At 73.1% G+C, this 20,722-nt stretch carries 20 protein-coding genes and 2 pseudogenes; 11 read left to right on the top strand and 11 right to left on the bottom strand.

All coding sequences use genetic code 11. The features are described from left to right. Position 1: 1 nt before the first annotated feature. Positions 2–883, bottom strand: coding sequence for a 4-hydroxy-tetrahydrodipicolinate synthase (dapA, locus tag ABZ154_RS05925; RefSeq protein WP_356829459.1), 882 nt, complete (start codon positions 881–883; stop codon positions 2–4). 166 nt (positions 884–1,049) lie between these two features. On the opposite strand from dapA, the gene ABZ154_RS05920 reads away from it, so the two are divergent. The 5 genes and pseudogenes from ABZ154_RS05920 (at position 1,050) to ABZ154_RS05900 (ending at position 4,829) form a co-directional block, all read left to right on the top strand. Beyond that, positions 1,050–1,736 (top strand): DUF4232 domain-containing protein, encoded by a 687-nt coding sequence (locus ABZ154_RS05920; RefSeq protein WP_356829457.1) that lies wholly within the window; start codon positions 1,050–1,052, stop codon positions 1,734–1,736. A gap of 83 nt (positions 1,737–1,819) precedes the next feature. After that, positions 1,820–2,533, top strand: a complete 714-nt coding sequence (locus ABZ154_RS05915) for an antibiotic biosynthesis monooxygenase (RefSeq protein ID WP_356829455.1) — start codon at positions 1,820–1,822, stop codon at positions 2,531–2,533. Positions 2,534–2,636: 103 nt separating this feature from the next. Continuing rightward, on the top strand, positions 2,637–4,124 hold the full coding sequence (locus tag ABZ154_RS05910) for a hypothetical protein (RefSeq protein ID WP_356829453.1): 1,488 nt from the start codon (positions 2,637–2,639) through the stop codon (positions 4,122–4,124). 113 nt (positions 4,125–4,237) lie between these two features. Then, positions 4,238–4,513 (top strand): annotated as a pseudogene (locus ABZ154_RS05905) (TROVE domain-containing protein); the annotation flags it as partial. An 85-nt stretch (positions 4,514–4,598) separates the two neighbouring features. Then, positions 4,599–4,829, top strand: a complete 231-nt coding sequence (locus ABZ154_RS05900) for a hypothetical protein (protein ID WP_015607807.1) — start codon at positions 4,599–4,601, stop codon at positions 4,827–4,829. A 101-nt stretch (positions 4,830–4,930) separates the two neighbouring features. Here the strand turns inward: ABZ154_RS05900 and ABZ154_RS05895 are convergent, their stop codons facing one another. Further along, on the bottom strand, positions 4,931–6,139 hold the full coding sequence (locus ABZ154_RS05895) for a TerD family protein (protein WP_356829451.1): 1,209 nt from the start codon (positions 6,137–6,139) through the stop codon (positions 4,931–4,933). 496 nt (positions 6,140–6,635) lie between these two features. On the opposite strand from ABZ154_RS05895, the pseudogene ABZ154_RS05890 reads away from it, so the two are divergent. Together ABZ154_RS05890 and ABZ154_RS05885 are read left to right on the top strand one after the other, a co-directional pair. After that, positions 6,636–6,788: pseudogene (locus tag ABZ154_RS05890) on the top strand (5-dehydro-4-deoxyglucarate dehydratase); the annotation flags it as partial. Beyond that, positions 6,785–7,960, top strand: a complete 1,176-nt coding sequence (locus tag ABZ154_RS05885; RefSeq protein WP_356829449.1) for a hypothetical protein — start codon at positions 6,785–6,787, stop codon at positions 7,958–7,960. The pseudogene ABZ154_RS05890 and the gene ABZ154_RS05885, both read left to right, overlap by 4 nt. Before the next feature lie 69 nt (positions 7,961–8,029). Here ABZ154_RS05885 and ABZ154_RS05880 read toward each other — a convergent pair whose 3' ends face one another. From ABZ154_RS05880 to ABZ154_RS05860, 5 genes are all read right to left on the bottom strand, one after another. Continuing rightward, entirely contained in the window at positions 8,030–9,481 is a 1,452-nt protein-coding gene (locus ABZ154_RS05880; protein ID WP_356829447.1) for a penicillin-binding protein 2, read from the bottom strand. 103 nt (positions 9,482–9,584) lie between these two features. Continuing rightward, positions 9,585–10,253 (bottom strand): response regulator transcription factor, encoded by a 669-nt coding sequence (locus tag ABZ154_RS05875; protein ID WP_356829445.1) that lies wholly within the window; start codon positions 10,251–10,253, stop codon positions 9,585–9,587. Continuing rightward, positions 10,250–11,515: a histidine kinase gene (locus ABZ154_RS05870; RefSeq protein WP_356829443.1), complete on the bottom strand. Its 1,266-nt coding sequence runs from the start codon at positions 11,513–11,515 to the stop codon at positions 10,250–10,252. Before ABZ154_RS05870 ends, ABZ154_RS05875 begins: the two co-directional genes overlap by 4 nt. Then, a complete protein-coding gene (locus ABZ154_RS05865; protein ID WP_356829441.1) occupies positions 11,512–12,582 on the bottom strand; it encodes a hypothetical protein in 1,071 nt (356 codons plus the stop codon). The genes ABZ154_RS05870 and ABZ154_RS05865 overlap by 4 nt, the downstream gene beginning before the upstream one ends. A gap of 82 nt (positions 12,583–12,664) precedes the next feature. After that, on the bottom strand, positions 12,665–13,435 hold the full coding sequence (locus ABZ154_RS05860) for an IclR family transcriptional regulator (RefSeq protein WP_356829439.1): 771 nt from the start codon (positions 13,433–13,435) through the stop codon (positions 12,665–12,667). A gap of 186 nt (positions 13,436–13,621) precedes the next feature. Between ABZ154_RS05860 and ABZ154_RS05855 the strand changes: the two genes are divergently transcribed. From ABZ154_RS05855 to ABZ154_RS05840, 4 genes are all read left to right on the top strand, one after another. Then, positions 13,622–15,142: an aldehyde dehydrogenase (NADP(+)) gene (locus ABZ154_RS05855; RefSeq protein WP_356829437.1), complete on the top strand. Its 1,521-nt coding sequence runs from the start codon at positions 13,622–13,624 to the stop codon at positions 15,140–15,142. Continuing rightward, complete coding sequence (locus ABZ154_RS05850) at positions 15,139–15,750, top strand: DUF1349 domain-containing protein (RefSeq protein WP_356829435.1); 612 nt, start codon at positions 15,139–15,141, stop codon at positions 15,748–15,750. The genes ABZ154_RS05855 and ABZ154_RS05850 overlap by 4 nt, the downstream gene beginning before the upstream one ends. Positions 15,751–15,869: 119 nt before the next feature. Then, the gene (locus tag ABZ154_RS05845) at positions 15,870–16,586 is read left to right on the top strand and encodes a DsbA family oxidoreductase (protein WP_356829433.1); all 717 of its coding nucleotides are present in this window, start codon (positions 15,870–15,872) and stop codon (positions 16,584–16,586) included. Between the two features lie 86 nt (positions 16,587–16,672). Further along, the gene (locus ABZ154_RS05840; RefSeq protein ID WP_356829431.1) at positions 16,673–17,731 is read left to right on the top strand and encodes an aminotransferase class V-fold PLP-dependent enzyme; all 1,059 of its coding nucleotides are present in this window, start codon (positions 16,673–16,675) and stop codon (positions 17,729–17,731) included. Between the two features lie 99 nt (positions 17,732–17,830). On the opposite strand, the gene ABZ154_RS05835 is transcribed toward ABZ154_RS05840, so the two are convergent. The 4 genes from ABZ154_RS05835 to ABZ154_RS05820 form a co-directional block, all read right to left on the bottom strand. Beyond that, positions 17,831–18,838: a VOC family protein gene (locus ABZ154_RS05835; RefSeq protein ID WP_356829430.1), complete on the bottom strand. Its 1,008-nt coding sequence runs from the start codon at positions 18,836–18,838 to the stop codon at positions 17,831–17,833. Positions 18,839–18,941: 103 nt separating this feature from the next. Then, positions 18,942–19,835: an ectoine hydroxylase gene (gene thpD, locus ABZ154_RS05830; RefSeq protein ID WP_356829428.1), complete on the bottom strand. Its 894-nt coding sequence runs from the start codon at positions 19,833–19,835 to the stop codon at positions 18,942–18,944. A gap of 5 nt (positions 19,836–19,840) precedes the next feature. Beyond that, positions 19,841–20,239 carry an ectoine synthase gene (locus tag ABZ154_RS05825; RefSeq protein WP_018488170.1) on the bottom strand — a complete coding sequence of 133 codons (399 nt, stop codon included), beginning with the start codon at positions 20,237–20,239 and terminating at the stop codon, positions 19,841–19,843. Positions 20,240–20,323: 84 nt separating this feature from the next. Continuing rightward, a partial coding sequence (locus tag ABZ154_RS05820) for an aminotransferase class III-fold pyridoxal phosphate-dependent enzyme (protein WP_356829426.1) occupies positions 20,324–20,722 on the bottom strand: 399 nt, incomplete at its 5' end.

Here is a 20,722-nt window from a genome sequence, read left to right as displayed (position 1 = left end):
TTCAGGCCGCGAGGAGCTCCTCGTACGCCGCACGCAGCCCGTCGACCGCCTCGCGCCCGGCGGGCTGCAGCGGTTCCCGGACCGGGCCCGCGTCCAGCAGGGCCTTCACCGTGACGGTGCCGGGAAGACCGCCCGCCATCATCAGCTCGGCGAGAGGGACCGTCAGTCCGTTGAGCCGGGCCGCCTCGCCGGTGCGCCCCGCGTCGAACGCGTCCAGCGGCGCCCGCATCTGGCGCGGGGCCACGTTGGCGACGGTGCTGACGTAGCCCGAGCCGCCCAGCGCGTACAGCGGGAGGTTGAGCTCCTCGCTCCCCGAGTAGTACGCCAGCGAGCTCCGCGCCAGCACCTTCGTGGAGCCGAGCAGGTCGTAGGCGCAGTCCTTCACCGCGACGACGCGCGGGTGGTCCGCGAGCCGCAGCAGGGTCTCCGGTTCGATCCGGACGCCGGTGCGGCCGGGGATGTCGTACAGCATCAGCGGTACGCCGGTGGCCTCGGCGATCCGCAGGAAGTACGTCTCCACGGCGGCCTGCGGCGGGCGGCTGTAGTACGGCGGAACCACCAACAGCCCGTCCGCGCCCGCCTCTTCGGCCTCCCGTGCCAGGCGCACCGCGTGCGCGGTATCCGCGCTGCCGACGCCGGAGAGCAGCGGCACCCCGTCGCCGACCTCCGCCCGGACCGCCCGCAGCAGGGCCGACTTCTCCGCGTCCGATGTGGTGGGTGACTCCCCGGTGGTGCCGCTGAGCACCAGCCCGTCGCACCCCTCGGCCACCAGGTGCGCGGCGTGGGCGCGGGCGGCGTCGAGGTCCAGCGCGCCGGTGGCGGTGAACGGCGTGATCATGGCGCAGAGGGTGCGGCCGAAGGGGCGGGGTGCGGTGGCAGTCATGTCCGAAGTGTCGGCCCCGGCGACCGTGAAGGTCCACTTAGATCTGCTTGCCCGGATCGAGAAGAGATGCTGAACAGTGCCATGAGGAGCCGCCCCCTGACATGATCGAACACGCGGACGGCGTACGGCCGGGTGCCGCGACGAGGGCGGGCGAGGGGCGGAAGACATGGGTGAGCGGGTGCGGGGCCGCCGCGTGCGGACGGGCAGGCGGGCCTCGGTGGCGGTCCTGCCGGCGGCGGTGGCCGCCGTGGTGCTCACCGGTTGCTCGGGCTTCCTCGTCCCGGCCGGTGAGGGTGAACCCGTCCCCGCCCCGACCGCCACCGCCGAGGCGCCGCCACCGCCACCCCCACCGCCCTCCGCCACGCCGCCGCCGGTGGCCGACGTGCCGGCGCAGGGCCCGGACCCGTCCCCCGCCCCCGCGCCCACCGGCGAGTGCCCCGCCTCCGGGGCCGTGGTGACCATGGGGGAGGTGCTGGCCACGATGATGAGCCGTGCGGTCGTCCTGACCCTGACCAACTGCGGCTCGAAGCCCTACCGGGTCGACGGCTACCCTTCGGTCCAGGCGCTCGGCGAGGACGGTGAGCGCCTCCCGGTGAAGGTCAACCCGGCCGGCTCGCAGTTCGGCCGCGACCAGGGCCCCGAGGCGCTCACCCTGAAGCCGGGCGCCACCGTGAAGTCGATGCTCGCCTGGGTCTCCACCCAGGAGGGCGGCGAGCTCGTCATGGCCGACGCCCTGGAGCTGGCCGCCGCCCCCGACGCCGGGGCGCGGGTCTACCCGCTGGAGGGCCATGACATCCGGTACATGGACGAGCTGAACATCACGGCCTGGCGGGCGGAGCTGCCCGGGGGGTAGGCGCCTTGACCTCAAGCGCACTTGAGGTGTGACGGTGGTGGCAACGACGCACCGACCGGTGTGCGTGAGAGGGGAGAGCCACCATGACCGTGCGCTTCACCGACCGCCCGGATCCGGCCCGTAGGGACGCCGGGATCGCCAAGGCCAGCACCTGGGACGTCGGTACGCCGGAGCGGCAGCGGCAGGCCGTCGACGCCATCCGGAAGGCGTGGGAGAGCCGCAAGTGGCCGCACCCCGGGCTGCTCTCGTACAGCGTCTACGTGGGCGAGGACGGCAGGACCCTGCTCCACTACTCCCAGTGGGCCGGCGAGGAGGCCTACGGGGACTTCGTCCGGGAGGGCCGCGACGCCCGCAACGCCGACATCGACGCCGCCGTGCCCGGCATCGAACGCCTCGCCCTGCACACGTACGAGCTGTACCGCTCGGGGCTCCAGGCCGAGGGCGACACCCGCGAGCCCGGGTGCGTCGTGATCGTGGACGTGGAGTTCGAAGGGCCCGGCCCGGCGCGGCAACGCGACTGGATCGACGCCGTGTTCGAGGCGCTCGGCGAGGACCCCCATCCGCCCGCCGGTGGCATCGCCGCACACTTCCACGTCAGCACCGACGGCACTCGGGTCCTCAACTACGCCGAGTGGGAGAGCGCCGAACACCACATCGCGGCACTCGCCGCGCCCGGCGAGGGGGTCGGCTCCCCGTCGCCGCTGTGGGAACGCGTACGGAAGTACCCGGGGATGACCGGCGGGGGCGTGAACCGCTACAGGACCGCGCTCAGCATGGAGGCGGGCGCGGGCGCATAAAGGAGCGCGCCGGGCGACGGACGGCGAACGACGTCTAGGCTTGGGCGGCTGAACCACGTACGCACTCCGTACGCTCCCGAGCACGCACCGAGGAGAACTCCCGATGTCCGCAGAGCGCCCCATCCTGCCGCCGGTGCGGCTGCACTCCGAGGCCGAACTGGCGCGGGACGCGCTCGCCGCACCGCTCTTCGTGCGCGCCGTGAAGCTCGCCCGCTGGGCCGGTCCGGACACCCGCGTCGGTGCGGGCGGCGAACTCGTCGAGGCGCAACTGCCCGCCGCCGCCGAGCACCTCGGCCTCCCCGCCGACGAGGACGGGGCCGCGTACGCCAGCGAGGCCTGGCGGCTGGCCGTGGACACCGGGCTCCTCGATGTGACGGACCCGGAGGAGGGGGAGGTCCCGGACGGCTCGGAGGAGTCGGAGGCCGAGGGCACCGCCACCGCGGGCGAGAACCTGGCGCTGCTCACCACCGGTTCCCCGCAGGACATCCTCGGGATCTGGCTCGACGGCCTCGACGCCGTGCACGCCGACGCCACCGCGCCCGTCCTGGACGACTTCGCGGACCTCGTCGGTGAGGACGGCTCGATCGACTTCGACGCCCTGGACTGGGACCCGGAGGCGGAGGCGGAGTTCCTCGACGGGGTCCTCGGCAACCTCTATCTGCTCACCCTCGCGGACAACGGCGCGGGCGACGGCCCGGTGCCGCTGCCCGCCCTCGCCGCGTCGATGATCGCCCCCGACGACATGGGCGAGCCCACCGACGACATCCTGGAGCAGGTGTCGGAGGCGATGATGCGCCTCGACGACCAGTTCCGGCTCCTCGAACCCATCGGGATCGTCCAGTACCAGCCCGTCGACGAGGCGTTGATGGTCGAGGAGGGCGACGCGCCGGACGCCTCCGCCGGGGTCGACGAGGAGGACGTCACCCGGTACGGGATGGTCCAGCTCACCCCGCTCGGCCTGTACGGCGTCCGGGCCCGGATGCTGGAGGCCGGGGTGGACGCCCCCGCCGTCGGAGACCTCGCCGACAAGGGCGCCGACGCCCTCCTCGACGGCATCGCGTACTACCCGGAGGCCGCCGCCCGCGCCGAGATCCAGCTCTGGCTCGCCGGGCGCGGCACCCAGGGCGCGGTCGCGGCGGCAGCCGAGCTGCTGGCGGCGGCCCGCGGCACGGACGAGGGCGCGCCGCTGCGCCGCCTCCACTGCCAGCAGGCGCTCGCCCTCGCCGGCGAGGAGGCCGAACCCGCCGTACGCGCGGTCCTCGGCGACCAGGAGCTCGGCGGCCTGGCCAGGGTCTGGCTCGCCGAGCACGGCGCGGCCGACGTCCCGCCCCCGCCGGAGGCGATGATCTTCTGGCTGGCCATCGACACGATCGCCGCCCAACTGGACGCGGACGGCGAACTCGACGAGCTCCAGGGCCTGGTCGAGGGGCTCTCCGCGCAGCACAGCGGCTTCTTCGAGGAGGTCTGGCGGGTCGACCACCCGGCCACGGCCGACGTGCTGGAGGCCATGGGCCGCCTGCACAGCGACAAGAAGGCGGCGAAGGACGCCCGTAAGGCCGCGTTCAAGGCCCGGTCGCGCGCGGGGGGCTGAGGGCCGGTAGCCCAGGTGTTGGGCGCCGGCCGCCGAGGTCCTGGAGATCCGGGCTTGCCGCAGGTGTCCTCGGTCACTTCCGCTGGTCGAGGTGGGCGTTGATGATGTCCAGCGGCACCGACGCCGTACGGGCGGTGCAGCGCCGCCACCGGGGTCACGACCGCCTGCTCGTCGTCACCGACGAGCAGGCGCCGTACACCTGCCGTGGCGATGCCACGTGGGGGGCTGCGGACATGGTGCCCCTCTACACCTGGAACCTGGCCGGATACCGGCTCGGCCACGCCCCGTCCGGCGACGGAAACCGCCACACGTTCGGGGGGCTTTCCGACACCGCCTTCCGCATGGTTCCGCTGCTGGAGGCGGGGGTAAGCGCTGGCTGGCCCTGGTGAGCGCGGGTCACGAATCCGGCACTTCTAGGGCTCGGGCGGCAAACGGGCATGGCGTAGGGCCTTCACAGGGCGCATACTCGACTTAATGAAACAGTCAGCCGGCTCCCGGCGATACCTGCCTTCCAGTCCCTTCAACCGCCCGGCCCAGGAGGCCCCACCGGTCGAATGCTTCGATGTGGGCGACAGGGTGTCGCACGACCAGTTCGGGCTCGGCAGAATCCTTGCTGTCGAGGGCGACAACGACGCAGTCCTCATCGACTTCTCTGGGCGACAGGGGAGGATCCTGAGCCCGTACTCCAAGCTGACCAAGCTCTGAGACACCGGACGAGCACGAGCAGCGTCCGCGTTCTCCGGATCCGGGGCACCTGAATCACTTCAGGTGCCCCGGATGCCGTTGCGGCCGGCCGGGCTCCGGAGCTACAGGGACTGGGCGGCGGGCTTCACCATGCCCCGTACGGTGCGTGACTTCACGAACTCGCCGATGGCCGTCATCTCCCACTCACCGGTGAACTGCTTGATCAGCTTGGCCATCATGACGCCGGTCTGCGGCTCGGCGCCGGTCAGGTCGAAGCGGACCAGCTCCTCGCCGGTGGCCGCGTCGATCAGGCGGCAGTAGGCCTTGGCGACCTCGTTGAACTTCTGGCCGGTGAACGAGTTCACCGTGAAGACCAGGCCCGTCGCCTCGGCCGGGATGCGGCCCAGGTCAACGACGATCGTCTCGTCGTCCCCGGCGCCCTCACCCGTGAGGTTGTCGCCGGAGTGCTTGATCGCCCCGTTGAGGATGGAGAGCTTGCCGAAGTAGCAGCTGTCCAGGTGGTTGCGGTTGGGGCCGTAGGCGATGACCGAGGCATCCAGGTCGATGTCCTTGCCGCGGAACGCGGGCTCCCAGCCGAGCCCCATCTTGACCTGCGAGAGGAGCGGGGCGCCGCCCTTGACCAGGGAGACCGTCTGGTTCTTCTGGAGGTTGACCCGGCCCTTGTCGAGGTTGATCTTCCCGGCGGCCGCGGGCGGGGCGGCGGGCGGTGCCGGCGGAGCGGCGGGGGCCGGCGGGGCGATCCTCGGGTCGACCGGAGCGGCCACCGGAGCCACCGGGGCGGCTGCGGCCGGGACGGGTGGGGCGGCAGGCTCCTCGACCGAGACGCCGAAGTCCGTGGCAATGCCGGCCAGCCCGTTCGCATACCCCTGGCCGACCGCTCGGGCCTTCCATGCGCCGTTGCGCAGGTAGATCTCGATGACCACGAGGGCCGTCTCGCCGCCCAGCTGGGGCGGGGTGAACGTGGCCAGCGCGGTGTCGTCGTCCGCGTTGCGCACGGTGGCGGTGGGCTCGATGCCCTGGAAGGTCTGTCCTGCGGCGTCGGGGCTCGCGGTGACGACGATCTTCTCGATGCCGGGCGGGACCGCGGCGGTGTCCACCACGATGGCGTCGGGTGCGGAGCCCCCGCCGGCGCGGTAGGTCACACCGGGGCCCGCGGGCTGGTTGTAGAAGATGAAGTCGTCGTCGGAGCGCACCTTGCCGTCGGCGGTGAGCAGCAGGCCCGAGACGTCGAGCCGCACCGGAGCGGCGACGTCCACCGCCACACGGACGGCGGAGAGAGGGATGTTCGAGCCGGGGGTCATTGCGGTCATGCACGGGGTAACGAACGACCCCGCTTTGCCGTTCCCTTACCTTTGCGGCCGTTCGGCAGGCCCCTTCCGCGGCCGTCGAGGCGTTCTCGGCGGCGGTTGCGCGGGTGGTCGCGGGCCGTACGTTCGTTGCCGTGCTTGTACGCCCCGCTCCAGCGCGCCATCACCAGCTGGGCGTCGCCCGATGTCACCTCCGCGGTGTGCGTGCTGGCTGACGTTCCGGCCGCCATTCACATCAGTGAACGGGGCGGGCCTGAGTAGGGGAGGCCAAGAGGTCTCCTCAGCCTTGACCCGCCATCAGAGGCTGCTCTAGCGTGGCCGTGTTCAGAAGTATGCACATCGATCAGACTGGTGCACGCTTGAATCTGCTCAGGGAGCGCCCGTGGCCTCAGCCCCCCTCGCCGCCCGGCTCAGCGAAGTCGCCGGGCCGCTCTTCTTCCGCGTGACCGCCTGCGGAACCGACGGCACCGTCGGACTCGACGTCCTCCGGGCCCTGGGCAAGGCAGGCGTCCGGCTCCAGGGCCTGGACGCCGGCGAGGTACGCACCCCGCTCACCGAACCGCCCACCGCCCACGCAGAGGACCACATCGAGATCATCGCGAGCGGCCGCGCCCTGCTGGCCGAGGGCGCCTCTGAAGGCGAGCAGGCATGAAGGCGAGCGCGTTCCTCTACCCGTGGGACGTGGTCGGGGACCCGGCCGCCGCCTCCCGCATCGCCGACCTCGGCGTCCAGCAGGTCACGCTGGCCTCCGCCTACCACTCCACCCGCGCCCTGACCCCCCGCCACCCCGCCCACCGCGTCGTCACGGCCGAACACGCCGCCGTCCTCCACCCGCCGGACCCGGCCCGCTGGGCGGGACGCGCCCTCGCCCCGTACCGGCAGAGCTGGATGGCCAGCGAGGACCCGTACGGTGAAGCGGCCGAGGCCCTGGCCGCCGCCGGTATCGAGGTGCACAGCTGGGCCGTCCTCGCGCACAACTCCCGCCTCGGCTCCGAGCACCCGGACACCTCGGTCCGCAACGCGTACGGGGACCGCTACCCCTGGGCCCCCTGCATCGCCCGCCCCGCCGTCCGCGCTTACCTCGTGGACCTGGCTGCCGAGGCCGCCGCCCGGCCCGGCGCGCGCGGCACCGAGCTGGAGTCCTGCGGCTGGTACGGCTTCGCCCACCTCCACGCCCACGACAAGGTCACCGGCGTCCCACTCGGCGACGCGGCGCAGTACCTTTTGTCGCTCTGCTTCTGTACGGAGTGCCGCCAGGGGTACGGGGAAGCCGGCGCCGACCCGGACGAACTGGCCGCCGCCGTCCGCCGCGCCCTGGAACCGGCCTGGTCGGGCAGCGGCTCCACCGAGTCCGGCTGGGACGGCGTCGGCGAGCTGCTGGGCCCTGGTCTCGCGGACGCCACCTGGCGGTGGCGCGGCCGGGCCGCCCGTACGTTGCAGGAGTCGGCCGTCGCCGCCGTACGGGCCGAGGCCCCGCCGGGCTTCCAGGTGCTGCTGCACGCCGACCCCGCCCCGTACCGCACCGGGGCCAACGCCGGTGTGGACCCCGGCCACATCCTCGCCGTGGCGGACGGCGTCGTGCTGCCCTGCACAGGACCCGACGCCGTCCGGGAAACGGTTCTCGGGCCGTTCACGGGCCGCACCGGAGTGCTCGCGGCCAACTTCGGCGTCGTCACCGGGATGGGCGGCAGCCCGGCCACCCTGGAGCGCGACGCGGCCCACGCCGCCTCCCTCGGCGCGAACCAACTGCGCCTGTACCACGCGGGCCTGGCCTCCGGGCCGGACCTGACGGCCGTGGCCGGCGCGCTGTCACGGATCGGGTGAGGCGGGGGGTTCGGGAAGGGGCGGCGTGGTCAGCCGTTGGGCCGGGCCCCGCCCCCGGGCCCCCGGTTCTCATCGCTCCAGTGCCGCCTTCATCATCTTCTGCGCGATCGGCGCCGCCAGGCCGTTGCCGCTGACCTCGGAGCGTGCCGAGCCGGAGTCCTCGACGATCACCGCGACGGCGACCTCCTTGCCGCTGCTGTCGTCCTTGGCGTACGACGTGAACCAGGCGTACGGGGTGTTGCTGTTGTCCACGCCGTTCTGGGCGGTCCCGGTCTTTCCGCCGACCTCGGCCCCGGCGATCTTGGCGTTGGTGCCGGTGCCCTCCTCGACGACGGTCACCATCGCGCTGCGCAGCTGCTTCGCTGTCTCCTCTTTCACCACCCGTTCGCTCTCCCCGTCGCCGGTCTCCTCCAGCGTGGAGCCGTCCCCGTCCGTCACCGACGACACCATGTGCGGGGCGGCCGGCTCGCCGCCGTTGGCGAGGGCCGCCGTGACCATCGCCATCTGGAGCGGGGTCGCGGTGACCTCGAACTGGCCGATCCCCGTCAGCGCCGTCTGCGCCTTGTCCATGCCGGTCGGGTAGACGCTCTCGGCGGCCCGCACCGGGACGTCCAGCTTCTCGGTGTCGAAGCCGAAGGCGTCCGCCATCTCCTTGACCTTGTCCTGGCCGAGGTCGGCGGCCACCTTGGCGAAGACGTTGTTGCAGGAGAACTGGAGCGCGGTGCGCAGGGTCGCGTTCTCGCAGGGGGCGGAGGCGCTCTCGTTGCGCAGGACGGTACGGGTGCCGGGCAGGGTGTACGGGTCGGGGCTCTTCGTCGCCTCGTCGACGGAGCCGTACAGCCCGTTCTCCAGCGCCGCCGCCGCGACCACCAGCTTGAACGTGGAACCCGGCGCCAGCGGCTGCCGCAGTGCCCGGTTGACCAGCGGCTTCTCCTGGTCGTCCAGCAGCTCCTTCCAGGCGTCGCCGTCGTCCGTGCCGCTGATCTCCGAGGGGTCGTACGAGGGTGTGGAGACCATGCCGAGGATGCGGCCGGTCCCCGGGTCGATGGCCACGGCCGCGCCCTTGTCGTCGCCGAGCGCCTCGTACGCCGCCTTCTGGACGCCCGGGTCGATCGTGGTGAGGACGTTGCCCGGGGCGGCCTGCTCGCCGGTGAGCAGATCGGCCGGGTCCTTCAGGCGGTCGTCCGTGCCGTCCAGGACGTCGCTGTAGATGCCTTCGAGCTGGGTCGCCCCGTACGCCTGCGAGCTGTAGCCCGTCACGGCCGCGTAGAGCTCGCCCTGCGTGTAGGTCCTCTTGTACCGGAGGTCGCCGCCACTGGTCCCCTTCGATCCGGTGACCGGCGAACCGGCCACGATGATGTCCCCGAGCGGATGCGCGTACTGCGCGATGGTGTTCCGCCGGTTGTGCTCGTCGTCTGCGAGCGCCTTGGCCTGGTAGCCCTGCACCCATGTCGCCCGCACCAGCAGGGCGAGCACCATGAGCAGGCAGAAGACCGAAGCGCGCCTGATTGTCTTGTTCATCCCGCTGGAGGGACGAGCGGGGGCGTTCCGCCCGTTCCCGGTCGTGCCGCTTCTCACCGATTTCTCACGCGGTCCACCAGGCTGTGACGCTCGGCCGGGCGGCTCAGCCCGGAGTGATGAACCCGCACTCGTACGCCGCGATGACCGCCTGCGTACGGTCCCGGGCGCCGGTCTTCGCGAGGATCGCCGCCACATGGGTCTTCGCCGTCGCCGGACCGACCGCGAGCCGCCCCGCGATCTGCGCGTTGGTCAGCCCCGCCGCCATCAGCCGCAGCACGTCCGCCTCCCGCCCGGTCAGCCGCGCCACCCACGCCGGGGCGGGCGTCTCCCGCCGCCCGGTGTGCCGGCCGGCCAGGGTGCGGACCGCCGCCGGATAGAGGAGCGAGTCGCCGCACGCCACCAGCCGCACCGCCTGCACCAGCTCCTCGGCCGCCGACCGCTTCAGCAGGAACCCGGCGGCTCCGGCGTGCAGGGCGTCGTACACGTACGCGTCGTTCTCGAAGGTCGTCACCACGACGATCCGCGGCGGATCCTCCAGGGTGGCGAGGATCTGCTCGGTGGCCCGGATGCCGTCGATCTCCGGCATCCGCACGTCCATCAGCACCACGTCGGGCCGCAGGGCGCGCACCACGGAGACGGCCTCCGCCCCCGTGGCGGCCTCCCCGACCACCTCGATGCCCTCCTCGGCGCCCAGGATCGCGCGCAGCGCCGTACGCACCATCTCCTCGTCGTCCGCGACCACGACCCGCACCACCGGTGGCCCCCCGCTCATGACCGCTCCTCGCCGTGGGCCGTGAGCGGCAGCCGGGCGGTCAGCCGCCAGCCGCCGTCGTACGGTCCCGCCTCACTCCGGCCGCCCAGCAGCGCGGCCCGCTCCGCGATGCCGCGCAGCCCCCGGCCGCCCCCGGGGCGCACCACCGCGGGCCGCTCGCCCACCGGGTTCTCCAGCACGATCTCCAGCTCCCTCTCCCGTACCGCGATCAGCAGCCGTACGGGGGACCTGCTGCCCCCGCCGTGCCGCAGGACGTTGCTCAGCCCCTCCTGCACGATCCGGTACGCCTCCCGCGAGACCACCGGCAGCACGCCGCCCGGGTCGCCCTCCCGCTCGTACGCCACCGGCACCCCGCAGTGCTCCAGCAGCCCGCCGAGCGCGTCGAGCTCAGGACCGTACGCCGCTTCCCCGTCCCCCGGCTCCTCCTCCCGGCGCAACAGCCCCACCACGGAGTCCAGCTCGCCGACCGTCCGCCGCGTCGTCTCCTCGATCGCGGTCAACGCCCGGCGGACGAAATCCGGATCGCGGTCCAGGACCCGCCGGGCCGCCCCCGCCTGAAGGGTCACCGCGCTCAGGGCGTGGCCCACCGAGTCGTGCAGCTCCCGGGCGAGCCGGTTGCGCACGGCCAGGTCCGCCGCCCGGCGCTCGGCGGCGGCCAGCCGGTCCTCGGGCGTCGGCCCGAGCAGCACCGGCACCCGCCGGGCCAGCAGCTCCCCCGCGCCGGCCGCCACCAGAGCCATCGCCACCAGCATCGCGAGCCCGGCGAACGGCGCGAGGGCCAGGGCCCACGGCTCGACCAGCACGCCGCTTCCGGCCGCGAGCCAGGACTCGCGCAGCGCCGCCGAGAACGGCAGACCCATCACCGCGACGGCGAACGGCGTCAGCGCCAGCGTCATCCCGCTGACGATCCCGCCGAGACCCAGATGCAGCGTGAACCAGCCGGTGGTCCGCACCCGGGCCTGCCGGGTCCGGGCGGGGCCCTCGGCCAGAAGTGCGGGCGGGACCCCGCACAGGGCCCGGGCCGCGGCCGCGGACAGCGGCCGGACGAGCGGGAAGAAGCCGCTGACCGCCACCATCGGCAGGGCGCAGGCGAACGCGGCCAACTGCGCGGGCACGGAGGAGAAGAGCCCCGCCCCGCCGCTCGCCATGCTGACCAGCACTGTGCCGACCAGGAAGTACGGCGTCAACAGCGCGCCACCGATGATCAGATGCAGCCAGCGCAGCCGCGCCCGCCGCCCGATCAGCGGGGCGAGCAGTCTCACGCGCGGGTGCCGGAAGACGTGGAGGCCGCCGCGCGCTCAGCGAGGAGGTGCGCGACCGGCAGCGCGATGAGGGTTCCGACCAGCATCTGCACAGCGTAGATCAGCACCATCGCCGTCGTCGGCCGATCGGAGACGTCACCCGCACCCACCAGGGCGGCGAGGCTCAACCAGCCTCCCCAGCAAGCCACTTGCGCCGAACCGGCCCAGACGAGGACGAGCGGCACCCGCAACGGGAGCCGGCCACCGCGCCGGAAGGCGAGCAGCAGCACCCCGACGACGGCGACGGCCACGAAGAGCGCGTTGACAGCCTCCAGCACGTGGAAGTCGCTCGTACGCCCCGCCACGCGCCCTTCGTCGAGCCCGGCCGTCGACCCGGCCGCCCAGAGCAGATGGGCGAGGCCCGGCGCGAGGGCGACCAGGGCGGCGGCCACGACGGTGACCCGCAGCACGGCGGAGGCCTGAGTCCGGGCAAGGTCCCGCAGCCGGCCCTGCCAGAGGCGGCCCCAGCGCTCCCGGGCGTACAGCGCGAAAAGGGTGCCCAGCGCGATTCCCTGGACGATGAAGCCGCCGTAGACGACGCCGAAGACCCACGGGTCGAGGAAGGGATCACCGCCGCCCCCGCCGGACGTCTGCCCCCCGTCGCCTCCGAGGAGCCGGACGGCCATCTGCAGCGGGTAGGCCGTCATGATCGGCAGCAGCAGACCGCTCGCCACCCACATCGGCAGGACCAGCAGCCAGGCAGGCACCCGCAGGCCCCAGGTCCGGGTGAGCAGCAGGGCGAGGACGACGACGCAGGCGACCATCAGGACCGTGACCGCGTTGCCGACGACCAGCACGATGCCGCCGTCCAGCAGCGGGCTCCCGTCCGGGATACCGACCCGGCTGCCCGCCATCCAGGCCGCCTTGAGGCCGACGTAGGGCACGCAGGCCACGATGGCGAGCACCCGCGCCACCGCCCGGACCCGGCCGACGCGGTGCGGGTGCGGGGGTTCCGCCGGCGGTCGCCCGGGGCGCTGCGGGAGGGCGGGGGCCGGGGGCTGGGCGGGAGCCCGGTTCGCTGTCGTCATGACGACCACGCTCCCGCGCTGCCGCCGCCCGCACCTCCTGCCTGGCGACGATCCGCCTCCGCCGTACGGGGGAGACCCCGGGTCACAGCCTCCGCGTGGCGAGAGTGAGCCGGTCCCGGGCGTCCAGGAGGGCGTCCTTGACCGTCTGCTCGTGGCCGGGCGTGAGGCGGGCGACCGGCACCGAGCAGCTGATCGCGTCGCGGGCGGGCGTCCGGTAGGGGATCGCCACGCCGAAGCAGCGCAGGCCGAGGGTGTTCTCCTCGCGGTCCACCGCGTAGCCCTGTTCGCGGACCAGGCGCAGCTCCTCGATGAGCTTCTCGCGGTCGGTGGTGGTGTGTTCGGTCAGCGCGGGCAGCGTCTCGGGGAGCATCTTGCGGACCTGCTCGTCGCTGTGGGTGGCCAGCAGGGCCTTGCCGAGCGAGGTGGAGTGCGCGGGCAGCCGGCGGCCGACCCGGGTGAAGGGGCGCAGATAGTGCTGGGACTGCCGGGTGGCGAGGTACACCACGTTCGTCCCGTCGAGGCGGGCCAGGTGGATGGTCTCCGTGGTGTCGTCGGAGAGCCGGTCCAGGGTGGGCCGGGCGGCGGCCACGACCTCGTCGCCGTCGATGTAGGACGTGCCCACCAGCAGGGCCCGCACCCCGATCCCGTACCGCGTGCCCGTCGCGTCCGTCTCCACCCAGCCGAGCTCCACCAGGGTGCGCAGCAGCATGTAGAGGCTGGACTTGGGGTAGCCCACGGCCTCCTGGACGGCGGCGAGCGAGTGCATGCCGGGGCGCCCCGCGAAGTATTCGAGCAGCTCCACCGTTCGTACCGCGGACTTGACCTGTGCCCCACCGGACTCGGCGACCGACATCGCCCCACGCTCCTTCTCCGGCCTTCGGCTCTGTGCCCGAAAGCCCGCCACCATGGATTGCCAACACGGAAGGCCCGGAAATAGAGTCCGAGCACGTTCACGATCAGGAACTCTGTTCAGAATAGCGAACGCTGCCTGATGTGCGGCCCCGCGTGCGAGGGCCGCCCGAACCCGGAGGGAATCACGGTGAGTGCAGCACCAGTCTGGAGTGTCGACCCCCGAAGCGGGAACCCGCGCGAGCAGGTTGCGGTGGAGGCTACCGCCGAGGAGGTCGACCGGGTGGTCCGGGCGGCCCACTCCGTACGCGACGCCCTGTCCGACCGCACGGCACGCGCCGCGTTCCTGCGCGCCGCGGCGGAGCTGCTGGAGGAGTCCGGCGAGCACATCATCGAGGCCGCCGACGCGGAGACCGCCCTCGGCCCGGCCCGGCTCAGCGGCGAACTAGCGCGCACCGCGGCCCAGTTGCGGGCTTTCGCGGAGGTCGTCGACGAGGGCGCCTACCTCGACATCCACATCGACCACGAGGACGGCTCCCGCACCCCGCCCTGGCCCGACCTGCGCCGCTGGAAGATCCCGCTCGGGGTCGTCGCCGTCTACGCGGCCAGCAACTTCCCGCTCGCCTTCTCCGTCCCCGGCGGCGACACCGCCAGCGCCCTGGCGGCGGGCTGCCCGGTCGTCGTCAAGGCCCACCCGGGCCACCCGGCCACCTCCGAACTCTGCGCCTCGGTGCTCCGCCGTGCCGCCGCCCGCGCCGGCCTGCCCGAGGACGTGGTGACCCTGGTCCACGGCTTCGACGCGGGCGTCGAGCTGGTACGCCACCCGCTGGTGAGCGCTGCGGGCTTCACCGGCTCGGTGCGCGGCGGACGCGCCCTGTTCGACGCGGCGGCAGCCCGCCCCGCCCCCATCCCCTTCCACGGCGAACTCGGCTCGCTCAACCCGGTCGTCGTCACCGAGGCGGCCGCCGCCGAGCGTTCCGCGGAGATCGGCGCCGGGCTCGGCGCCTCGATGACCCTGGGTGCCGGCCAGTTCTGCACCAAGCCCGGCTTCGTCCTCGCCCCGGCCGGCGACACGGGCGACCGGCTGCTCAAGGCCCTCACCGAGACGGTCAGCTCCGCCGGCTCCGGTGTGATGCTGGACCACCGGATGCGGGACGCCTTCCTCGCCGGTGTACGCGAACGGGCCGGACTCCCGGACGTCGAGGCCCCCGTCACCCCCGGCGCGGGCAGCGAGCACACCGTCTCCGCCGGATTCCTGACCGTACCGGCCGCCCTCCTGACCGCCGAGGGCCCGCACGACGCGCTCCTGGAGGAGTGCTTCGGCCCGGTCACCGTGATCGCGCGCTACGACTCCGAGGAGGAGGTCGCCGCCGTCCTCGCCCGACTCCCCGGCAACCTCACCGCCACCCTCCAGACCGCGACCGCGGGCGACGACCCGGAGGCGGTCGGCCTCCTCGCCGCCCTCACCCCGCTCGCCGGCCGCATCCTGGTCAACGGCTGGCCCACCGGCGTCGCCGTCGCCCCGGCCCAGCACCACGGCGGGCCCTACCCGGCCGCCACCTCCCCCTCCACCTCGGTCGGCGCCACGGCCATCGAGCGCTGGCTGCGCCCGGTGACGTACCAGAGCATCCCCGACCCCCTCCTCCCGCCGGAGCTGCGCGAGGCCAACCCCCTGTCCCTGCCCCGCCGCGTGGACGGCCGCCGCACATGAGCCTGCACCTGGACGGGTTTCCTTTCGCCCTGGACGCCTTCGGCCCCGACGGCCGCTGGACCCACGCCGACGGCATCCTGACCGGCCGGGCCGGACCCGGCCAGGACCTCTTCGTACCGCCGTCCGGTGAAGCCCTGGATCCGGCGACCGACGCGCCACGCCTGCTCGGCGCGGTGGGGGACGGCGACTTCCGGCTGCTCGCCCGGGTACGCCCCGGCCTGGTCGCGGCGGGCGACGCCGGAGCCCTCCACCTCCATGTCGGGGACCGTGACTGGGCCAAACTCTGCCTGGAGCACTCCTCGGGCCTGGCGACCGTCTGCAGCGTCGTCACCCGAGGCCACTCCGACGACGCCAACGCCTTCGTGGTGGAGGAGGACGGCTACTGGCTCCGCCTCAGCCGCACCGGCAACGCCTACGCCTTCCACGCCTCCGCCGACGGCGAGACCTGGACCTTCGTCCGCGTCTTCACCCTGGGCACCGCCGAGCAGCGGGCGGCCGCCCGGGCCGGCTTCCTGGTGCAGTCGCCCACGGGGGAGGGGTGCGGCGCGGTCTTCGACCGGATCGTGTTCCTGGCCGGGGGAGTGGAGGACCCGCGGGACGGGCGGTGACGTACGCGGGCGGGGAATCACCTGGTCAGGTTCGGTGTTCGACCGAGTGGTCCGTCCGGCGGAGGTAAGTCTCCGCACCCCGTCCGCGACCCCCGCCACCCCTGGAGAGAAGAAGAGTCATGCGCGTCGAGATCTGGTCCGATATCGCTTGTCCCTGGTGCTACATCGGCAAGGCCCGCTTCGAGAAGGGCCTCGCCGAGTTCGCCCACCGGGACCAGGTCGAGGTCGTGCACCGCTCCTTCGAGCTGGATCCCGGGCGGGCCAAGGGCGAGAGGGAGCAGGTCATCGACATGCTGGCCGCCAAGTACGGACGGACCCGCGAGGAGGCCGCCGCCATGGAGGCCAACGTCGCCGCCAACGCGCAGGCCGAGGGGCTCGGTTACCGTACCGAGGGCCGGGACCACGGCAACACCTTCGACATCCACCGGCTGCTGCACCTGGCCAAGGCCCGCGGCCGCCAGGACGAGCTGCTGACCCTCGCCTACCGGGCCAACTTCGCCGAGGAGCGTTCCGTCTTCGACGACGACGTGCTGCTCGCCCTCGCCGTGGAGGCCGGGCTCGACGCCGACGACGCGCGTGCCGTGCTCGCCGACCCCGGGGCGTACGCCGACGAGGTCCGGGCCGATGAGCGCGAGGCGTCCGAGCTGGGCGCAAACGCGGTGCCGTTCTTCGTGCTCGACCGGCGGTACGGGATCTCCGGCGGCCAGCCCTCGGAGGTCTTCGTCCAGGCGCTGGAGCAGGCGTGGAAGGACCGTCCGGCCACCACGCTGACCACCGTCGGCGGCGCCGCGGCGGCCTGCGACACCGACGGGGCCTGCGAGGTCCCGAAGGGCTGAGGCCCGCCCAGTTATAAGGAATCCTTGGGTGCGCCCCGTGGGAACTGGTAATTGACTATGAGTCGCGGGGGCTCCAGGCTGGACGTATGACGATCTCTCCGCTCAGTCAGGTGGCCGCCGCCGAGTTCGCGCCTGAGGTGACGTACCTCAACACCTCCAGCTGGGGGCTGCTGCCCCGCCGCACCATCGCCGCCGTCAAAGCCCTCGCCGACGAGAACGCCGCCGGCCGCCGGATCGGCGCGGGCAGCTTCGACGCGGTGGAGGCGGCCCGGGTCGGCTTCGCCCGGCTGGCCGGGGTCAGGCCGGAGCGGGTCGCCACCGGCAGCTCGGTCACCGTCCATGTCGGGCTGATCGCCGCCTCGCTCCCGGCGGGCGCCGAAGTCCTGGCGCCCGAGGGGGAGTTCACCTCCGTCGTCAGCCCGTTCGCGCTCCGCGGCGACCTGCGCGTGCGGTACGTCCCGCTCACGGACCTCGCCGGCGCCGTACGGCCCACCACCGCGCTCGTCGCCTTCTCCTCGGTCCAGTCGGCCGACGGCCGGGTCGCCGACCTCGCCGCCGTCCGCGCGGCCGCCGCCGTCCACGGGGCCCGGACGCTGCTGGACGCCACCCAGTCGGCGGGCTGGTCCCCGCTGGACGCCGGGGCGTACGACTACACCGTCACCGGCGGCTTCAAGTTCCTGCTCTGCCCCCGGGGTACGTCGTTCCTCACCGTGACCGAGGAGGCGCAGGCCACCCTGCCGCCGCTCTTCGCGGGCTGGGTCGCCGCCGGTGCGCCCTGGACGAGCAACTACGGCCCGCTGGAGCGGGTCGCCCCCGGCGCCCGGGGGTTCGACGAGCCGCCCGCCTTCCTCTCGTACCACGGGGCCGAGCACTCCCTCGCGCTGCTCGCCGAGATCGGCACCGACGCGCTGTACGCGCACGCCACCTCGCTGGCCGCCCGGCTGCGCGCGGGCCTGACGGAGCTGGGGCACGAGGTGGTGCCGGGGGAGTCGGCGATCGTCTCCGTGCCCGGGCTCGACAGCCGCCAGGACGAGCTCACGCGGGCCGGGATCGCGGTCTCGGCGCCGGCCGGGAACCTGCGGATCTCCTGCCATCTCTACAACACGGAGGCGGATGTGGACCGGGTGCTGGACGTGCTGGGCTGAGACTGCCCTCAGCCACGTGTGGGAGAACCAGGTCCTGTTCGGCTACGACACCACGCTGCTGCCCGCCGCCCGCTGGTTCTCCCACCGCCGAGGGGGGTTCTACCGGGGCTCCCCGTTCCACCGCCACGCGGTGCGGCGCGGGTGGTCCGGCAGTTCGGCGCGGCCGGTGGCCCAGAGCAGGACGGTCCACCGGTCGCCGCCCGCCGGGGCGTCGGGGAAGAGCCGGGCCAGCACCCGGTCGCAGAGGTCGGCGGGCGGCGCCCACTCCAGGCGCAGGCCCTCCGCGAGGTCATGGGTGTGCACCAGGGTCTCCACCACGCCCATCGCGGCGAAGCCCTCCGGGTCGGAGACCCCGAATCCGTGGTACGACCGCACCTCGGGCGGGGTGGTCCGCGCCATCGAGGCCAGCAGCGCCCCGCTCGCCTCCAGGGTCGCCAGCAGCCCGGTGGGTCCGGCCGCCCGGTCGGCGAGGACCGCGTTGGCCGGGCCGCCCGGCCGATCCGCTGTCCACCGGTAGGGCACCTCGCCGTCCAGCGGGGGCGTACGCGGGCCCAGCTGGACGGCGTACGCGAAAAGGTCGTCGCTCAGGTGCTCCACCGTCTCCCAGCAGGTCCATTCCAGTGTCCCGGCCGGTTTGTCCCAGCCCTCCGCCGGGGCTCCGGCCAGCGTGTCCACCGCGAGCCGGACAGCGGTCGTCACATCGTCGGCGGTCACCGGCAGCCGGGTCCCGCTCAGCGCGGCCCGCTCGGCGGCGGAGCACTCCACGCAGAACTCGTTGCCCTCGGGGTCCGCCAGCGTCGCCCACCCCCGCCCGTTCGGTTCGCGATGGTCGCCCACCAGGGTGGCGCCGAGCGCGAGGAGCCGCTCGACCTCCTCGTCCCGGGTGCGGTCCTGAGGCTGGACGTCGAGGTGGACCCGGTTCTTGACGGTCTTCGTGTCGGGCCCCTGGACGAAGAGGATTGCCGCGCCCGGGGTTTCGAGCAGGGCCTCCGGATCGCCGGGGAAGTCGTCGGCGGCGAGCGGGGCGCCGAGCACCTGGGACCAGAAGCTGCCGAGCGCGTAGGCGTCGGAGCAGTCGACGGTGATGTGCCGTACGTGAGAAGTCATGGCCGCCACCCTGGCCGGTGGCCGGTGGCGGGGTCCAGCGAGTTACGCGCCAAGGGCCCGGGATGGCGTACTGTCCCGGGCCCCGCGGTGCCTTCTGGAGGTGCTACTTCACCGGGGTGAAGTCCCGCGCCCCGATGAACTCGGGGCGGCGGATCGGCGCCGCGAACGGCTCCTGAGCCTCGTTCTCCACGCTGTTGAAGACGATGAAGACGTTGGAGCGCGCGTACGGGGTGATGTTGTCACCCGAGCCGTGCATGGCGTTGCAGTCGAACCAGGTCGCCGAACCGGCCTTGCCCGTGAAGAGCCTGATGCCGTGGCGGTCTGCCATCTTCGTCAGCGCCTCGTCGGACGGGGTGCCGGCGTCCTGCATCTGTAGCGACTTCTTGTAGTTGTCCTTCGGCGTCTCGCCCGCACAGCCGAGGAACGACTTGTGCGAACCGGGCATGATCATCAGCCCGCCGTTGGTGTCGAAGTTCTCGGTGAGCGCGATCGACACGGAGACGGTCCGCATGTTCGGCAGACCGTCCTCGGCGTGCCACGTCTCGAAGTCCGAGTGCCAGTAGAAGCCCGAGGCGCCGAAACCCGGCTTCACATTGATACGGGACTGGTGGACGTACACGTCCGAGCCCAGGATCTGGCGGGCGCGGCCCACCACCCGCTCGTCGCGGACCAGCCCGGCGAAGACCTCGCTGATCTTGTGCACCTCGAAGACGGACCGTACGTTCTGCGACTGCTTCTCCACGATGGAGCGCTCGTCGGCCCGGATCCGCGGGTCGGCGACCAGCCGGTCCAGCTCGGCCCGGTAGACGGCGACCTCGTCGGGGGTGATGAGCTGGTCGACGGTGAGGAAGCCGTCGTGCTCGTATCCCTGGAGATCCTTGGCGGCGATCGGGCCCGGTGCGCCCGGCGCGGACCAGATGACCGGGTCCTGGCGGGGAGTGGTCATCTCGGCGGCGCCGCGCGAGGGGTACAGATCGGCGCGTACTTCGGTGGTCATACGGTTCAGGCCTCCTCGGTCAGCAGTGGGTAGACACCGTTCTCGTCATGGTCCTCCCGTCCGGTGACGGGCGGGTTGAAGACGCACACGCAGCGGAAGTCGGTCTTGGGCCGCAGGGTGTGCCGCTCATGCCCGTCCAGCAGGTACATCGTGCCGGGGGAGATCCAGTGGGTCTCGCCGGTCTCGTCGTTGGTGAGCTCGGCCTCGCCCTCGGTGCACAGGACCGCCTCGATGTGGTTCGCGTACCACATGGAGGTCTCGGTGCCCGCGTAGAGCACGGTCTCGTGGAGCGAGAAGCCCACCTTCTCCTTGGCGAGCACGATGCGCTTGCTCTCCCAGGTGCCGGACGCGGCCTTCACATGCCGGTCGGTGTTCTCGATGTCCTTGAACGATCGGACGATCACGGTGAGCAGTGCCTTTCTCTTGAATGCCGCCCCGGGCCTGCGAGGCCCGGGGCTTTACTTCCCGCCTGCCCCGGACTCGCCGGGTCAGGCCGTCTCGCGGATGCAGCGGGCCAGCGTGCGCAGGCCCTCGTCCAGCTCGTCGGGGGTGACGGTCAGCGGCGGCAGCAGCTTGACGACCTCGCTCTGCGGGCCGGAGGTCTCCAGCAGGAGCCCCAGCTCGAAGGCGCGGGCGCAGACCGCGGAGGCGCGCGCCGGGTCCTGGAACTCCATGCCCCAGACCAGACCGCGGCCGCGGAACTGCGCGGTCGGCTCCTCGGCGCAGATGGCCAGCAGCGCCTGCTCGACCTGCTCGCCGCGGGCCAGGGTCTGCTTCTCCATCTGACCGTCGGCCCAGTACGCCTGCAGCGCGGCGGCGGCCGTCACGAAGGCCGGGTTGTTGCCGCGGAAGGTGCCGTTGTGCTCGCCCGGCTCCCAGATGTCCAG

Origin of the sequence: Streptomyces sp. NPDC006261, assembly GCF_040613515.1 — a bacterium.
Classification (GTDB): Bacteria; Actinomycetota; Actinomycetes; order Streptomycetales; family Streptomycetaceae; genus Streptomyces.
The sequence above is the reverse complement of the archived record's forward strand: the minus strand, read 5'-3'. Positions and strand labels throughout refer to the sequence as shown.

Coding starts and splice junctions, on each gene's coding strand:
- thpD (WP_356829428.1), bottom strand. CDS start 19,835: ATGACCACCGAAGTACGCGCCGATCTGTACCCCTCGCGCGGCGCCGCC.
- ABZ154_RS05840 (WP_356829431.1), top strand. CDS start 16,673: ATGACGATCTCTCCGCTCAGTCAGGTGGCCGCCGCCGAGTTCGCGCCT.
- ABZ154_RS05900 (WP_015607807.1), top strand. CDS start 4,599: ATGAAACAGTCAGCCGGCTCCCGGCGATACCTGCCTTCCAGTCCCTTC.
- ABZ154_RS05865 (WP_356829441.1), bottom strand. CDS start 12,582: ATGACGACAGCGAACCGGGCTCCCGCCCAGCCCCCGGCCCCCGCCCTC.
- ABZ154_RS05910 (WP_356829453.1), top strand. CDS start 2,637: ATGTCCGCAGAGCGCCCCATCCTGCCGCCGGTGCGGCTGCACTCCGAG.
- dapA (WP_356829459.1), bottom strand. CDS start 883: ATGACTGCCACCGCACCCCGCCCCTTCGGCCGCACCCTCTGCGCCATG.
- ABZ154_RS05875 (WP_356829445.1), bottom strand. CDS start 10,253: ATGAGCGGGGGGCCACCGGTGGTGCGGGTCGTGGTCGCGGACGACGAG.
- ABZ154_RS05920 (WP_356829457.1), top strand. CDS start 1,050: ATGGGTGAGCGGGTGCGGGGCCGCCGCGTGCGGACGGGCAGGCGGGCC.
- ABZ154_RS05860 (WP_356829439.1), bottom strand. CDS start 13,435: ATGTCGGTCGCCGAGTCCGGTGGGGCACAGGTCAAGTCCGCGGTACGA.
- ABZ154_RS05880 (WP_356829447.1), bottom strand. CDS start 9,481: ATGAACAAGACAATCAGGCGCGCTTCGGTCTTCTGCCTGCTCATGGTG.
- ABZ154_RS05845 (WP_356829433.1), top strand. CDS start 15,870: ATGCGCGTCGAGATCTGGTCCGATATCGCTTGTCCCTGGTGCTACATC.
- ABZ154_RS05895 (WP_356829451.1), bottom strand. CDS start 6,139: ATGACCGCAATGACCCCCGGCTCGAACATCCCTCTCTCCGCCGTCCGT.
- ABZ154_RS05915 (WP_356829455.1), top strand. CDS start 1,820: ATGACCGTGCGCTTCACCGACCGCCCGGATCCGGCCCGTAGGGACGCC.
- ABZ154_RS05885 (WP_356829449.1), top strand. CDS start 6,785: ATGAAGGCGAGCGCGTTCCTCTACCCGTGGGACGTGGTCGGGGACCCG.
- ABZ154_RS05850 (WP_356829435.1), top strand. CDS start 15,139: ATGAGCCTGCACCTGGACGGGTTTCCTTTCGCCCTGGACGCCTTCGGC.
- ABZ154_RS05835 (WP_356829430.1), bottom strand. CDS start 18,838: ATGACTTCTCACGTACGGCACATCACCGTCGACTGCTCCGACGCCTAC.